Origin of the sequence: Methanoregula sp. (genome assembly GCF_052325125.1) — an archaeon.
In the GTDB taxonomy this organism is placed as follows: domain Archaea; phylum Halobacteriota; class Methanomicrobia; order Methanomicrobiales; family Methanospirillaceae; genus Methanoregula.
This window is the reverse complement of sequence record NZ_JBKQWO010000010.1, coordinates 1-15,070: the sequence shown is the minus strand read 5'-3', so window position 1 is coordinate 15,070 and position 15,070 is coordinate 1. Positions and strand designations below refer to the sequence as shown.

Sequence of the window (15,070 nt, the reverse complement as noted above, 5' to 3'; positions counted from 1 at the left end):
TAAGACATGGCAAAGGCAAAAATCGAAAGGACCCAGAAGCTCTTCCTGAAGGCAATGAAGGAGAAGTTTGCAGAAGACCCCCAGGCAACCTCAACCGTGTTCGCCCGCGAAGGTCTCGAGCAGTCCCCGCGCAAGATGGAGTTCTTAAAGGAAGGCCAGAAAGTCGCGATGGAACGCGGCATCTCCGGTTATGACCCGAAGCGCTGCCACTGTGGTGGTATCCCGCTCGGCCAGCGCCAGCTGATGACCTACGAAGTCTCCGGCACCGGCGTCTTTGTCGAGGGCGATGACCTTCACTTTGTCAACAACGCTGCAATGCAGCAGATGTGGGACGACATCCGCCGGACGATCATCGTTGGCCTCGACCTCGCCCACGGCACCCTCCAGAAACGTCTGGGAAAGGAAGTTACTCCTGAGACCATCAACGAGTACCTCCACGTCTTAAACCACGCGATGCCCGGCGCAGCAGTCGTTCAGGAACACATGGTCGAGACCCACCCGGCTCTCGTCGACGACTGCTACGTCAAAGTCTTCACCGGCGATGACGAGATGGCAGACGACCTCGAGCCCCAGTTCGTCTTAAACCTCGACAAGCTCTTCCCGGCAAAGCAGGCAGCCGCCCTCAAGGCCGCAGTCGGCAAGTCCATGTGGCAGGCAGTCCACATCCCGACAACCGTCAGCAGGACCTGCGACGGTGGAACGACCTCCCGTTGGTCTGCAATGCAGATCGGTATGTCCTTTATCGGAGCGTACAAGATGTGCGCCGGTGAGGCAGCAGTCGCCGACCTTGCATTCGCGGCAAAGCATGCCGGTGTCATCCAGATGGCAGATATCCTGCCCGCCCGCCGTGCACGTGGCCCGAACGAGCCAGGTGGCATCAAGTTCGGACATTTCGCCGACATGATCCAGGCAGACCGCAAGTACCCCAACGACCCCGTCAAGGCATCCCTTGAAGTCGTCGGTGCAGGTACCATGCTCTTCGACCAGATCTGGCTCGGATCTTACATGTCCGGCGGTGTCGGATTCACCCAGTATGCAACCGCTGCATACACCGACAACATCCTCGACGACTACTGCTACTACGGTCTTGACTACGTCAAGAAAAACCACGGCGGTCTCGGAAAGGCAAAGGCGACCCAGGAAGCAGTCAGCGATATTGCATCCGAAGTCACGCTCTACGGCATGGAGCAGTACGAGACGTACCCGACCACCCTCGAGGACCACTTCGGCGGTTCCCAGCGTGCGTCCGTCCTTGCAGCAGCATCAGGTATTTCCGCGTCACTTGCAACGGCAAACTCCAATGCAGGCCTGAACGGCTGGTACATGTCGATGCTCCTGCACAAGGAAGGCTGGTCACGTCTCGGCTTCTTCGGCTACGACCTGCAGGACCAGTGCGGTTCCGCGAACTGCATGTCCGTCCGGCCCGACGAAGGCTGTATCGGAGAGCTCCGCGGCCCGAACTACCCGAACTACGCAATGAACGTCGGACACCAGGGAGAGTACGCTGCAATTGCAGCTGCCGCTCACTATGGACGCCAGGATGCCTGGACCCTGTCCCCGCTCATGAAGATCACGTTTGCCGACCCGTCGCTCAAGTTCGACTTTGCCGAACCACGCCGCGAGTTCGCAAAGGGTGCAATCCGCGAGTTTATGCCCGCCGGCGAGCGCTCACTGATCATCCCCGCAAGGTAAGCACGATCGTCCCCAACCAAATTTTTTTTCTTTTTTGTGATTCTCCCTGATACGAGGATCTTCACTGTAGAGGAGCCGTTCGCTATTCCCCCATCACAGGGATGTACCCGGAATTTTTTCCATCAGGCACATTTCATCGTGCAGAGCCCTGTAAACCGGTCCTTTGTGTCACCGCAGATATGATCGATGACGCAAAGAAATCCGGGCTGAAAGTCGGGACGCGGGCCGACAAATGTGGGCATTGCAAAGATACTTCACGAAGACGCCTGAATAAACTCGAAAAAAGTGAATAACCAACGGGATGAGAAAGGGTGCGCAGTCCCGTGCGCCCATATCTTCTGGTTCCCGGCCCAGAGTCATATCTTTTGGCTTACAAAAAGTGGCATTAAATCGCTTTTATCCATTAAGATCAGGGAAGTCCAGCATCCCATCAGAGTTTCTTGGTAACTTCAACAGGATCAATCGTTGCATCGATCTGGCAGTCAAACGAGACAACATCCAGCCACCCGGCCTTCTCGAACATATGCATGAAGCAGACGCCGATAACTGCTGCACCGGGATGCCTGTCAATTACGGCCTTCACCTGCTCTGCTTTCACCGGCACATTGGGCATGGAGAGCCCGCCCATGATAACAATTGCTTTGGGATGAAGAGCCGTGGGGGCATCCCGGGCCTGCATGCCGATATCTGCGATATTCTGGATCGTGTGCGCCTTGCTCTCATCGATCATGGGAACGAAGACCTGTTCGAGTTCAAGGGAACGGATGGCAAACCCCAGCAGTTCGACAAACGGCGTACAGGTCCCCGGCACACCGTAATAGACAATCTGGTCGCCATTCTTTAATCCCTTTGACTCGACAAATTCCTTGAATTGGCGCAGGATACCGGGGACACCGTGGAAGATCTCTTTGCTGGTCATGATAGATCCACAGTCAGGTTGGGAGGAGATAAAATTTCGCCATGGAGGCACTGTTCATATTCGCAAGGATCGTGGGGCCGGATTCGGCGCAACAGGAAAAGCGGGCAAAAACCGTGCAGGTCAGTATTCCAGTCTTAACCCGACACCGGTCTCCTGTAAAGTACATGCCCCGGAAAGCGTGATCTTTGCAAAAAGGGAGGTACAATGGCAGGCATGCACCGCCGCAGGTACAGCGTTACGGAGATAGTCACAGGTACCCTGCAGCTGTTCCGGCGACGGGCCAACCAGGTGAAACCCCCCGATGATATCAACAATCCGGTTCTCCCCGCAGACCTCCCGCGCATATTCCGCGATATTGCAGATCCCTGCATGCGAGCAGCCGGTGATGATGACAAGCCCTGCCCCGGATTGAAACGCAAGGGCGGAATCGTCCAGCAGGAAATCAGGGGCGGTGCTGCCGTCGGGCAAGAGAATTGTCCGCGTTCCCGGATCTGTCCGCTCGTACGCGAACCTCCTGGGAACCTCTCCCAAAAAGACCAGGTCGCCGGTGATCCAGACCGGCGAACAGGAGAGGTTCACCGGGAACTGGCGCCGGACTTCTTCTTCACCCAAAGGAGAGCCGGTATTGGGGAGCGGGGGCCTGGGCCGCGGGCAAAAGCAGAGAGGATGGGCAACAAGGTGAGGTACCTGATGAGGGATGTGGTTGATCTTCGATTCGGCAAGGTGCCGGATAAGAGCGACGAGCCCTCCCGTATGATCGAAGTGTCCATGGGACAGGATAACATAATCCAGATCCAAAAGATCCGTTCCCATGTTCCTTGCATTGGCAAGGAATGCATCCGAATACCCGGTATCGAACAGGATCTTCTTTTCGTCGGTTTCAAGGAGGAACGAAAGCCCGGGTTCGCCTGAGAAATACCGGTCCGTGAACGTGTTGTTATCGACAAGTACCGAGAGGGTGAGCCGGGATGCCATAAAAAGATATGACGCCGTGAAGGAAATGAGTCTTTTCTTTTCTGGATTGTACCGAAAAACATGCTGGGGCGCCTATTCCCGGGGAACCCCCGGCTCCCAATGTAAGGACAGGATAGTTTAAATGATTTATGCTCATATGAGTAATAAAGTAGAGGTACACGATGAAGATCTGTATTACAGCCCGGGGGCCGGATACGGAAAGCGGGTTTGAACCTCATTTTGCCCGGGCCCCGTGGTTTTTACTGTTCGATACCCGGACCCGGCAGGTTGATGCCATCCGGAACGGTTTTACGGTGAGCGACCAGAAGATAGGTCAGAATGCCGTCCTGCTGCTTTCATCCCACAATGTTACCACGGTCATCACCGGCAGGGCAGGCACCCAGGCGAGAAATCTCCTCATGAATGCCCATATCCAGCTCCATATCTGTGAAAGTGAAGGATCGGTACATGAGGTGCTTTCGGAATTTCTCCTTACAAAAAAAGGAAAAACAGGAAGCCCGGTACCGGAACAGCCCGCCGAACGTCGTACCAGGTAGCCCGGGATGAAAAGTGTACAGGTCCTCCCGGTTTTTATGTCAGGGTACGAGAGTTTAAATGATTTATGCGCATATGAGTAATTATATCAAAAACAACTCCAGGGTGAACCAATGCCAGAACCAACAACAACTCCAGCCACTACCAATGAATCAGCAGCCCCCGCCCGACGCGGGTGCATTGATGAGCACACCTGCGCGTGCGGTGAAAAACACGAACGGCATGAAGACGGGGTCAGCCACCGGGAATCCTGCACATCCCCCTTAAAATACGGAGATACCTGCTGCTGCCGGTCCGATGATGATACCGGAAACGCTCCCCACCGGTGCGGGCATGGCCCGCGCTGCCAGTAAAATATCCTTTTTACCGCTGACGGACCGAACGAAAACGGCGAGACTGATGCCCGGTTCTTTTCTGATCCCCGATCTGCTCGAGCAGTACATGAAGGAGCGGGGATACACGGAACGCTGGATTACGGTCCAGGAACTCCGTACCTGTGTCCAGCAGGACTGCCCGTCAGGCCAGGCGATTTCCGGGTTCTTGGGCAGGAACCACAACGGGGCCTTTGCTGCCTGCCGGTACAGGGTAACGCGGGTTGAAAAATTCCGGGACACAACCCCTCCTTACCGGGTCATAAAAAGGTACCTCGTGCAGGAACGGCCGGCATGGCAACACCACGCACGGCAGGCATACATCAGTAAGAACAACCCCTCCCGGTAAACCTGTTATACTATTCCAGATACACTATATCAAGGAGTGTACGACCGTGCCTGATGAGATTCCTGCCCGGAATGAATGCCCCCGTCGGGGGAGACCTCGCCTCAGGCGCACCATTGCGGGTACTTCGGAATCACGCTGCTACAAACCCTGCTGCTGTCCGGAGGAGGAAGGGACCGGTATCTCCCTGCAGCCCGAAGAGATCGAGCTTATCCGGCTCATAGACCTTGATGGGTTGGAGCAGGAAGAAGCAGCTGAAAAACTCGGGGTATCCCGCAAGACTGCATGGCGCGACCTGCACGAGGCCCGGCGCAAGATTGCCGATGCGCTGGTGAACGGGAAGGGGATCGAGATGGCCGGCTGCCAGAAAGCGGCAGAAGGCCGGTGCCCGAAGTGTCCCCGTTAAGCCATCACCGCTTTTTTCACGGCGTTTATGGCAATTCCGTCATCTTTTTATGGTTTCGCTCATATGGGTATTTACCCCCTCCCGAAACGAGGAGTACGAGGTAATGATTATGAGCAACGAACCGATGAGAATACCCGTGAATTACGGTGAGGCCGCAGAAACCTTAACAACACTCCTGGGCCTGAAAGGATCTCCGGTAGCCCTCAGATTCGCCCCATCAAAAGAGGATATCCCGGCCGGGATGGTGGAACTGGACAAGACCATCCGGCACTGTTCTATGGTGAACCTGGCCCGGACCGAGGGAAAGATATTCTACGCTCCCGCGGAAAAGCATGAGTGCAACGGCGGCGCATGGTCGCTGGGGTTGCGGGAGATAACGCCGACGTTAAAGAATGGCGAGTTTTACTTTAAACTGGGAAAGTACGACAGCTCGGCCTCCTGCAAACGGACCATCGAGAAGGTCACGCATCTTGGCCCGGGCGAGACGTATGCCACGCTCTATGCCCCCCTTGGAAAGACCCCTTTTACCCCGCAGGTCATCCTGATCGTGACGACCCCGAGGAACATGCTCAAGCTCGCCCAGAGTTCACTCTTCCGGCTCGGCGGGAGGATCTATGCTGAGTTCTCCGGCATCCAGTCGGTCTGTTCGGACGCCACAGCACAGACCTATCTTACCGGGAGACCGAACTTCTCGCTGGGCTGCGATGGTTCACGGAAGTTCTCCGGCATTGCTGACGACGAGCTGGTGATGGGTTTCCCGGCCGAGATGCTCCCCGAGATTACTGCCGCGTTAAAGATCGTCATCGGGGCCGCCGGTTCAAAATAGCATTTCATACCTGACAGAATCCCCGGGCGAAATGAGCGGTGCCATACGTGCCGGTGCCTTCATGGCAATCGGGAGATGCACGAATGGCAGGGCTCGTCCGCACTTTTTTTAGTAGGATCCCGATCCTTAAATCTTTATGCTCATATGCGTAATAATTCCCTGCAAAGATCTGGAATGGATGTACATGCCGAATTTTGATGGGACCGGGCCGTTAAAACGCGGGAGACTGATCGGGCGGGGGCGCGGACCCTGCCGGAAGAACGCTGGCGGGAACAGGCAACAGGAGCCGGATGCTCCGGTCCAAAAAAACCCGGCAAAGGATAACGTACAAGCGGAGACGTAAAGAACCATGCCAAAACCATTCATCAGCGTGAACGACCTCTGCATGGACTTCGCTGATACGCGGGTCCTCAACAACGTTTCGTTTGAGATCCCGGAGGGGGAGATCATGGGGGTCATAGGAAGGAGCGGGGCAGGAAAAAGTGTCTTAATGCACCTTCTCAGGGGTGTCGAGCAGCCCCCGTCAAAAGGCTCGGTCGTCTACCACATGGCCGCCTGCAACCGCTGTTCGTTCATGGACGTCCAGAGCCGGGCCGGGAGCCGGTGCCCGGAATGCGGCGGCGAGCTGGTCGCCGTAGATGTCGACCTCTGGGGCGAGAAAACAGACGGGATGAAGTCCCGGGTCATGAACCGGACCGCGATCATGTTCCAGCGCACGTTTGCCCTCTATGGTGACGACCGGGTGATCGAGAACGTGTTGCACGCGCTCGATGATATCCGGTACCCACAGGAACAGGCGATCAACCGGGCCGCCGACCTGATCGACCAGGTGAAACTCTCCCACCGTATGATGCATATCGCCCGTGACCTCTCCGGCGGCGAGAAACAGCGGGTCGTGCTTGCCCGGCAGCTGGCAAAGAACCCGGCGATGCTCTTTGCCGACGAACCGACCGGGACGCTCGACCCGGAGACCGCCCGGCTGGTGCACGCTATGCTCATCGAAGCGGCACAGCGCAACACCATGGGCATGGTGGTGACCTCGCATTTCTCGCAGGTGATCGAAGACATGGCGGACCATGCGATGCTGCTCGTGAACGGCGAGATCGCCGCCATGGGTTCGCCAAAAGAGGTCATCCATTCGTTCGTGAAGGACTACCAGGAGATCGGGGAGTCGGCACCCGCGGAACTGGGAGATAAGATTCTCTCTGCACGGGACGTGGCCAAACGGTACGTCTCTGTTGACCGGGGCGTGGTGCGGGCAGTAAATTCCGTCACCTTCGATGTAGCGAGGAAGGAAATTTTCGGCATCATAGGAAAGAGCGGGGCGGGAAAAACCACGCTCTCCCAGATCATTGCCGGCATCATCGAGCCGACGAGCGGGGAGATGAACATCCTGATCGGGGATGACTGGGTGGACATGACAAAGCCCGGGATCAACGAGCGGGGGAGGGCAAAGGAATACATCGGCCTCCTGCACCAGGAATACGACCTCTTCCCCCACCGGACGATCCTCGATAACCTCACCGACTCCATCGGGCTCGAATTCCCCAAGGAGCTCGCGCAGCGCAAGGCTGTGGCAACGCTCATGATGGCGGGTTTCTCCAAAGAGAAGGCACAATCGATCCTGAACCGGTACCCGGGAGAACTGTCCGATGGCGAACGGCACCGGGTCGCGCTTGCGCAGGTGCTGATCCGGGAACCGCGCCTCGTGATCCTCGATGAGCCGACCGGTACGATGGACCCAATCACCAAGCAGGACGTGAAGCACTCGATCCTGAACGCACGCGACGAGATGGACGAGACCTTCGTCGTCGTCTCCCACGATATGGATTTCGTGCGGGATATCTGCGACCGGCTCGCCCTGATGCGGGGCGGGAAGATCATCAGGATCGGCCCGACTGCCGAAGTCCTTCCCCACGTGACCGAGGAGGAGAGGCACGATTGAACGATACCAATGATTATTCCCGCAGAACCGGATACTTGATACCATGACACCAGAACAGAAAGACCAGGCCTGTACCGAGAACTGCGGCACGCGTGCCTCGGCACAACCCCACAGCGCCCCGACCGGGCTGCCACCGAAAGCGAAGATCGATGTAAAACACGTTATCCTTGTCCTGAGCGGGAAGGGCGGCGTAGGGAAATCCACGGTTTCGGTGAACCTTGCATACGCTCTCGCCAACCACGGGAAAAAGGTCGGGCTCCTCGATCTTGATTTTCACGGCCCCAATATCCCCAAGATGCTGGGGATCGAAGACCGGCGGCCGACGGTCCTCGCAAACACTATCGAGCCCGTGCATGTGACCGGCAACCTTGCGGTCATGTCGATGGCATTCCTGCTGCCGGACACGAGCACCCCGGTGGTCTGGCGCGGCCCGATGAAAATGGGCGCCATCCAGCAATTCCTTGCGGAGGTGAACTGGGGTGCCCTTGATTATCTTGTCGTCGATCTGCCGCCCGGTACCGGCGACGAGGCGCTCACGATCGTCCAGCTGGCCCCGAACGTTAGGGGTGCAGTCATCGTCACCACCCCGCAGGATGTCGCTGTCATGGATGCGGTCAAGGCAGCAAAATTCGTTGAGAAACTGGAGCTGCCGGTCCTCGGGGTCATCGAGAACATGAGCGGGATGGCCTGTCCATACTGCGGCGGGACCATCGACCTGTTCGGCACGGGGGGCGGAAAAAAGGCGGCCGGGGACCTCGGCGTCCCATTCCTGGGCGCGATCCCGCTCGATCCGGCAATGGTCAAGGCGAGCGACGAGGGCCGCCCCTACATCCTCCGGCATGCAGATTCCCCGACCTGGCGGGCCGTGAATGCGGTCATGGAGAACCTGATCAGCGAGGTCGAGAAGTAAGAACACCGCCGGCCCGGGTATCCCGCCCGCCGGGTACGCCCTTTTTTGATCTTTTTTGCCGTTAGGTACGGGCAGGGGGAAGGATGAAAACCCTTATCCCCTGATGAAAGGAAAAATCCTCATGAAAAACCCGTTCCACGTGATGATCATCCCGACGCTGGGATGCCCCTCGAAGTGCAAATACTGCTGGAGTTCGGAGGAGGGGTCGCCGGTTATGAGCGTGGACACGGTAAAAGAGATCGTGGAATGGCTCAACGGGGAGGATAGGGACCGGGTGACGTTCACGTTCCACGGCGGGGAACCGCTGCTTGCCGGGGCGGATTTTTACCGGCAGGCGCTGCCACTGCTTGCCGACGGGCTCGCCCAGATGCACCCGGAGTTTGCGATGCAGACGAACCTCTGGCGCATGACGCCGGAGATCGCCGATGTCCTCGCGGCATATCACGTGCCCATCGGGTCGAGCATCGACGGACCCGAGGCGATCACCGATTCGCAGCGGGGGGACGGCTATTACGAGAAGTGCATGCGGGGCTACGAGATCGCAAAAGCCCACGGCCTCGACGTGCGGTTCATCTGCACGTTCACGAACAAATCGGTGAAGAAAAAAGAGGAGATCTTCGGATTCTTCCTCGACAAGGGCTTTACCCTGAAGCTGCACCCGGCGCTGCCGTCGCTCCGGTCCGAGAACCCGAAGGAGTGGGCGCTGGAACCGGCGGAGTACGGCGAGCTCCTCGTGTACCTTCTCGACGAGGCGCTCGGCCACATGGACAAGATCGAGGTGATGAACATCAACGACCTCTGCCGGTGCGTGTTCACCCGGCGGGGCAGCGTCTGCACGTACGTGGACTGCATGGGGAGCACGTTTGCGATCGGCCCTGACGGGAGCATCTACCCCTGCTACCGGTTCGTGGGGATGCCGGAGTACGTGATGGGAAACGTCGCCGACCGCCCGTCCATCGAGACCCTGATGGCGTCACCGGCGGGAAAACTGATGCTCGCATTTAAGGACTACGTGGATGTGGTCTGCGGGAAGTGCAGGCATATCAAATACTGCCGGGGCGGGTGCCCCTACAACGCGATGGCGCCGACGCCGGGGAGGATCGAAGGGGTCGACCCGCACTGCGTTGCCTACACCCGGATCTTCGATGAGATCAACGACCGGCTCAACAGGGAGATGTTCGATGCGCCGCCGATGGAGATGGGCGGGTTTGGTGCGCCGGTCGCGGGGAGATCGCAGAAGCCCGGCGTGATGATGCTGATGCGGAAGAACGCGATGCGGTAGTATTCCCGACGGCCTTGCCCGGCCCCGGTTCCGTGGGAGGTCTGTCCCCTGCTCCGGGCCGTCGTACGGACGTGAAAGTATCTCCCGGTAAAAAGAGAGATCTTCCCGGGAGATCTGCCGGAGGCGACTACTTCATCGTCGGCTTCCAGAGGCCGATGGCGTTTCCTTCGGTGTCCTGGATGATCGCAATCAGCCCGACGGTTTTTATCTCATTTTTCGGGACGATCGTCTTACCGCCCAGTTTCTCCACCTTTGCAAGGACCTTATCGAGGTCGTCGACCATCACGAAATTGATGATGGGTTTCGACATCTGCCGCTTGTACAGCCCGCCCATGTTCATCGTGCCTTCCTCCGCCTTACCGGTGACGATGTCCTGGTACTGCATCGGGGCCACCGCCGGGTCCATCGGGGTTTTGGTCGGCTCGATCTTCCACCCGAGGAGGGAGTGGTAGAAATGCTTTGCGCGGTCGACGTTATCGGCCGGAATCTGGAAGTATGCAATGTTTGCCATGGGACAGTGATAACCGTGGTATCGTATTTAGGGGTTGAGACAGTTTTCAAAATCTGAAAGGGAACCGTGCGTCCCGGAAAGGGGGGTAAAAACCGCGAGAGCTCCCGCCGGAACCGGATTTTTTACCGACGCTCTCTGGGGGCTCGCGCCCCCGCCGCGTGGGCACCCCCAAATTGCGATAGTTCCTCAGAAGGTAATCCGGGATCATCTCATAGCGGCGGGGCAGTCCGGGGGAGAGGCACGGTCCTCTCCGTTCCACTGTACTGTGTACTATGATTCAGGACAGGGCTTTTCCCGACGTAAAAATTGAAAAAATATGGGGGTTACGCTTTCTTTGCGCTGGTGTTCTTGTCACTGGCAGCGGCCTTCGCGTTTGCCGATGCCTTCTTCGCGGCGGCGACTGCCTTGGTAATCTTCACTGACGTAGTAATCACTTCCTTTTCGTTGATTGTGGTTTATGCCACGTAATGATAATCTCTTTATGCCGGGATATACGCTTTCTTATGATACGGGGATTCCGGGCGGTTTACGCGGAGATTTTCGCGACCGGGAAGCGGAGAACGCACCGGCAGGATCCGGGGGACCGCCCGGCTCACTTCTTTTCCGGCATCAGGAGGCCGAACAGGTTCCCTTCGGTGTCGAGGATCATCGCGTTGTGCCCCACGCCGGGGATTGCGGTCTTGGGTATCAGGATTGTCCCGCCAAGGCCCGCCACCTTTGCAAGCACCGCGTCGATATCGTCGACCTGCACGAAATCCAGGATCGGTTCGGTCATCTGCCGCTTGTACAGCCCACCGGTGTTCAGCGTGCCAGCCGCCGCCGGCCCGGTGGTGATATCGTGGTACTGCATCACCGCTATTCCCATGGTCTCGGGGGATGCTGTCGGCTCGATCTGCCAGCCGAGGAGGGCGGAATAAAAGCGCCGGGCCCGGTCCACGTCATCGGCCGGGATCATGAAGTGCATGAGGTTTGGCATGGGAAGAGATAGTACCGTTGCGGTATTTAGCGGTAGGGATACGGGCCGGCATCGCAGGCGCCGGGGGGTAGGGGTGACGGGTGGTGTGGAGGGAAGAGGGGGAGGGGGGTGATCCCCCTACCCCCCCTCCTTCTTTTTTCCTGGAGGGGATCACCCCCCCACCCATGTGCCGGGCCCGGAGGGGGGCACCCCCCTACCCCTCAGGTCCCGGCCGGGCCGGAACGCGACAATCCAGGAAATCCGCCAGTACGCGAACTCACGACGGCAATTCCACGCGAACCACAGGTTTTGGCCATGCAAAACAGGGGCCGTTTTGCGGGCAAGGGGGGGAGGGGGGTGATCCCCCTACCCCCCCCTTCTCTTTTTTCCTGGAGGGGATCACCCTCCCCCCCATGTGGCCGGGCGGGTGGGGGGTACCCCCCCTTATTAGTGGGAATGAGGGGAGAGGAGATATCTAAAATTCTGTTGGTACCGGCAGATCAGAAAAATATAGTTTAATCCTTACTATAACCTTTCACAACTGCAATTTCCTCATCCGTCAAACCATAGAGCTCATAAACTAGTTTTTCAATTGCTGCATCAGTAGCCACAATCTGTCGGGAGATCTGCATCTTATCCTGCTCAAGTTTCGCATCTTGCAACCGCTTGTTAAGGTCAAGCATATGGGTGACAAGTTCAACCATGCGATCGTGGCGGACTTTATCAGCGGGATCGGAGAAATTGATGGTATGGATAGGGATTTTTGAAACGCTATTCCAGAAATATTCTCTAATCCCACCACTTTTTAGTTTAGCAATACTCTGGAACCTAAATGACAAAAGTTGTGAATTTAACAATCCAAGGATGTATTTCAAATCTTCAGGTTGTCCATTTTCGAATAATACAGTCGTATCAGTAAGGCCTAAGTATTCCTTATTAGTATCCAATGCAAAACGATTGGAAACCGCAAGATATGGGCATAAGAGACGGGGCCGGTCATACCATTCTTTATGCAAAGGCCAAGTGTATTTCCACCATTCACAATTCCCTCGTTTGAAGGCTGCCCTTCCTTTTAATTCAGGCGTATGAGCGTTAAGATGATTTTGAACCCCCTCAGGTAAATCTTTTAATTTCGGGGCTTCTTCGAGATATAATAAAAATTCTTGTCGATTATTAATTGAATATCGTTGGATATCGGAATTGGTTGCTCGTTTGAAATATTGACTTTTATTCAACCCCCATTTTTTTATTTCTTCAAGAGACCGTTTTCCAAAGACATCGTTAAGTCCGGTTTCCATTCCTTTTCCAATAGCTAAAATGTCTCCAACTTTTTTCCCAGCATTGTCGAGTTTCTTATTAATTTTATCAACATTATCAGAGGCAAATATCCACGGTGCATCATTCAGTTCTTTTTGGTCTTTCTCAACCCGTTCAAATATTTTATCCTCATTAAGATATCTCTCTAACTCCAGCGAAGGCAATGTTTTTTGCAGTAATTTATAATCAACAGTTTTTTGAGGGGATTTACGTGAGTCTAATGTGATTATACAGGTTGTAATTCCAACTCCCTCGAATACATAAAAATTTTGAAAATCTATAATTTCATTAATCGCTGAATTTGATGTAAGATATCTTCGTAATTTGTCCGCTTTAAATGCCTCTAAGAAGGCCCTAGAAACAATAAAACTTACAAAACCTTTGCTCAGACTTGCTCCTTTTGCAAGGAAATAAAATAAAATATCCGTTTTGTCGTTGTAAATTTCCGGATATTGCTTTTTTATTGCCCTTAACCGGTTATCGTTCTTTCCCCAAGTGTCATCTATATTTAAATAGGGGGGATTTCCGATTACTGCATCGAAGCCTCCCATTTTCATAACGTCAGAAAACTCATGATTCCAATCAAATGCATTAATATTTGTTATCTCACTTCCATCAAGTGTAAATTGCGAATCCGTGTAAATTTCTGTATTAATTAATGAGTTCCCACACTTGATGTTCTGGTTTAGGGAGGGAAGAGCTCGTTCCGCAAAGAGTTTCAATTGTTTTGAGATATTCTCTTCATTCTCATCTTCAAGCACTTTTAGCAGTAATGATAATTTGGTTACCTCAACAGCCTGTTGATCAATATCCACACCAAAAATATTGCTGATAAGGATGCGCTTTTTTTCGACAGTTGTTAATTTCCAATTACTACGTCTTCGCTCTAACAAAGGGATGTCCTTATTATATCCTGTATTATAGAGGGGAAGTTCTATTTGGTCTGCATTTTTTTTCTTTTTTGTCTGTGTAGCAGGTTCCGGAAGAAGAGCTTTCACTGAAGGATCTGAAAGATTTTTTTTCTCATTATATTTTGGGATCAAATTTGCCAGATACCATTCAAGATGCCAATCAAGGAGATACTGATATGCACCAATAAGGAACGAACCTGAGCCACAGGCAGGATCGAGAATGCGGAGTTTTGCTACTTCACGTTGTGTTTTACCCTTAACAAGTTCCCCAAGGGTACGCTTGACGATATATTCGACAATATATTGGGGAGTATAATAGACACCCCCTGCTTTTTTTACGTCCTCCTTAAGTTCAATTCTTACTTGATGTCCTTCCGTGAGCCGGATTACTTTACCCAAGAATTGTTCATAGACCTGTCCAAGAATAACAGGTGGAATAACAGAGAATTCATAGGGACTATCCGGGAAATAAAGACGTTTAATAATGTTTTTAAGAACTTTATCGTCTATTTTCAAATTTAGAGTGAGGGTATCTGCAGGTTCTGCCAAGACATCATCATTATTAAAATGAAAAAGCCCGGAATTGTAGCGATCATCCGCGATCTTGAATAATTCGCAGATTTTTTGGTAGACATTATCTCCTTCGAGATATTGTTTAAGGGTTTCGTATTTTTCAATCCCTCGATCTTCACAAATTCTTAAAAAGATAAGCCGATCAATAATTTTCTGAACTGATAGATTGACTTCTTCTTTCGTAAGATCGTTATTTCTGATAGCGATATTTTGGGCAATTTCTTTACGCCAGTCTTCAATATCTTTTAAAAACTCCTCATTGACGGTTGTGGTCCCATGTTTTCCTTTCTTTGCGTCAACGAATTGATCAAAAGAGCCACGATATACACTTTTTTTTGCAAATATTTTGTAAATTTCATCCCATTTCTCTGGATAGTCTAAATACGAATATTTTTTAATACGAGCTGTTGAGAAAGTATCGTTTGCAAGGGGTCTTATCGTACAATCATATACCGCGAATTGCTCGAAATTTTGCTCTGTAGAAATCCTATCCAAAACAGACGGTACCAATGACCGAAAGATCTAAGGTACATTGTCTCCTTACATTCGATTGTGAGTCCAAAAAGCAAGGAGACAACTAAAAGATTAGCGAGCCGG

At 54.0% G+C, this 15,070-nt stretch carries 15 protein-coding genes; 10 read left to right on the top strand and 5 right to left on the bottom strand.

Features of this window, described 5'->3' with window-relative positions; genetic code table 11:
• Positions 1–6: 6 nt before the first annotated feature.
• Positions 7–1,692 carry a coenzyme-B sulfoethylthiotransferase subunit alpha gene (gene mcrA, locus ACLQMU_RS02295; RefSeq protein WP_422149293.1) on the top strand — a complete coding sequence of 562 codons (1,686 nt, stop codon included), beginning with the start codon at positions 7–9 and terminating at the stop codon, positions 1,690–1,692.
• Positions 1,693–2,122: 430 nt separating this feature from the next.
• On the opposite strand, the gene ACLQMU_RS02290 is transcribed toward mcrA, so the two are convergent.
• Both ACLQMU_RS02290 and ACLQMU_RS02285 read right to left on the bottom strand, forming a co-directional pair.
• Entirely contained in the window at positions 2,123–2,611 is a 489-nt protein-coding gene (locus ACLQMU_RS02290) for a DUF2124 family protein (RefSeq protein WP_422149294.1), read from the bottom strand.
• A 120-nt stretch (positions 2,612–2,731) separates the two neighbouring features.
• A complete protein-coding gene (locus tag ACLQMU_RS02285; protein WP_424040562.1) occupies positions 2,732–3,586 on the bottom strand; it encodes an MBL fold metallo-hydrolase in 855 nt (284 codons plus the stop codon).
• A 161-nt stretch (positions 3,587–3,747) separates the two neighbouring features.
• Between ACLQMU_RS02285 and ACLQMU_RS02280 the strand changes: the two genes are divergently transcribed.
• The 9 genes from ACLQMU_RS02280 to ACLQMU_RS02240 all read left to right on the top strand — a co-directional run bounded on the left by ACLQMU_RS02280 (position 3,748) and on the right by ACLQMU_RS02240 (position 10,206).
• The gene (locus ACLQMU_RS02280; protein ID WP_443673517.1) at positions 3,748–4,122 is read left to right on the top strand and encodes a NifB/NifX family molybdenum-iron cluster-binding protein; all 375 of its coding nucleotides are present in this window, start codon (positions 3,748–3,750) and stop codon (positions 4,120–4,122) included.
• Between the two features lie 111 nt (positions 4,123–4,233).
• Entirely contained in the window at positions 4,234–4,473 is a 240-nt protein-coding gene (locus ACLQMU_RS02275) for a hypothetical protein (RefSeq protein ID WP_422149297.1), read from the top strand.
• A 46-nt stretch (positions 4,474–4,519) separates the two neighbouring features.
• Complete coding sequence (locus tag ACLQMU_RS02270; RefSeq protein ID WP_424040409.1) at positions 4,520–4,840, top strand: hypothetical protein; 321 nt, start codon at positions 4,520–4,522, stop codon at positions 4,838–4,840.
• A 46-nt stretch (positions 4,841–4,886) separates the two neighbouring features.
• Entirely contained in the window at positions 4,887–5,243 is a 357-nt protein-coding gene (locus tag ACLQMU_RS02265; protein WP_424040411.1) for a DUF134 domain-containing protein, read from the top strand.
• Positions 5,244–5,352: 109 nt separating this feature from the next.
• The gene (locus ACLQMU_RS02260) at positions 5,353–6,069 is read left to right on the top strand and encodes a DUF169 domain-containing protein (RefSeq protein ID WP_424040422.1); all 717 of its coding nucleotides are present in this window, start codon (positions 5,353–5,355) and stop codon (positions 6,067–6,069) included.
• A 136-nt stretch (positions 6,070–6,205) separates the two neighbouring features.
• The gene (locus ACLQMU_RS02255) at positions 6,206–6,412 is read left to right on the top strand and encodes a DUF5320 family protein (RefSeq protein WP_443673516.1); all 207 of its coding nucleotides are present in this window, start codon (positions 6,206–6,208) and stop codon (positions 6,410–6,412) included.
• 6 nt (positions 6,413–6,418) lie between these two features.
• On the top strand, positions 6,419–8,014 hold the full coding sequence (atwA, locus tag ACLQMU_RS02250; RefSeq protein ID WP_424040415.1) for a methyl coenzyme M reductase system, component A2: 1,596 nt from the start codon (positions 6,419–6,421) through the stop codon (positions 8,012–8,014).
• Between the two features lie 43 nt (positions 8,015–8,057).
• A complete protein-coding gene (locus ACLQMU_RS02245; RefSeq protein ID WP_424040417.1) occupies positions 8,058–8,924 on the top strand; it encodes an Mrp/NBP35 family ATP-binding protein in 867 nt (288 codons plus the stop codon).
• 121 nt (positions 8,925–9,045) lie between these two features.
• On the top strand, positions 9,046–10,206 hold the full coding sequence (locus ACLQMU_RS02240; protein WP_424040424.1) for a TIGR04083 family peptide-modifying radical SAM enzyme: 1,161 nt from the start codon (positions 9,046–9,048) through the stop codon (positions 10,204–10,206).
• A 127-nt stretch (positions 10,207–10,333) separates the two neighbouring features.
• Here ACLQMU_RS02240 and ACLQMU_RS02235 read toward each other — a convergent pair whose 3' ends face one another.
• The 3 genes from ACLQMU_RS02235 to ACLQMU_RS02225 all read right to left on the bottom strand — a co-directional run bounded on the left by ACLQMU_RS02235 (position 10,334) and on the right by ACLQMU_RS02225 (position 14,968).
• Positions 10,334–10,717 carry a VOC family protein gene (locus ACLQMU_RS02235; RefSeq protein ID WP_424040418.1) on the bottom strand — a complete coding sequence of 128 codons (384 nt, stop codon included), beginning with the start codon at positions 10,715–10,717 and terminating at the stop codon, positions 10,334–10,336.
• Between the two features lie 592 nt (positions 10,718–11,309).
• Positions 11,310–11,693 (bottom strand): VOC family protein, encoded by a 384-nt coding sequence (locus tag ACLQMU_RS02230; RefSeq protein WP_424040420.1) that lies wholly within the window; start codon positions 11,691–11,693, stop codon positions 11,310–11,312.
• A gap of 494 nt (positions 11,694–12,187) precedes the next feature.
• Entirely contained in the window at positions 12,188–14,968 is a 2,781-nt protein-coding gene (locus tag ACLQMU_RS02225; RefSeq protein WP_443673515.1) for an Eco57I restriction-modification methylase domain-containing protein, read from the bottom strand.
• Positions 14,969–15,070 lie beyond the last annotated feature (102 nt).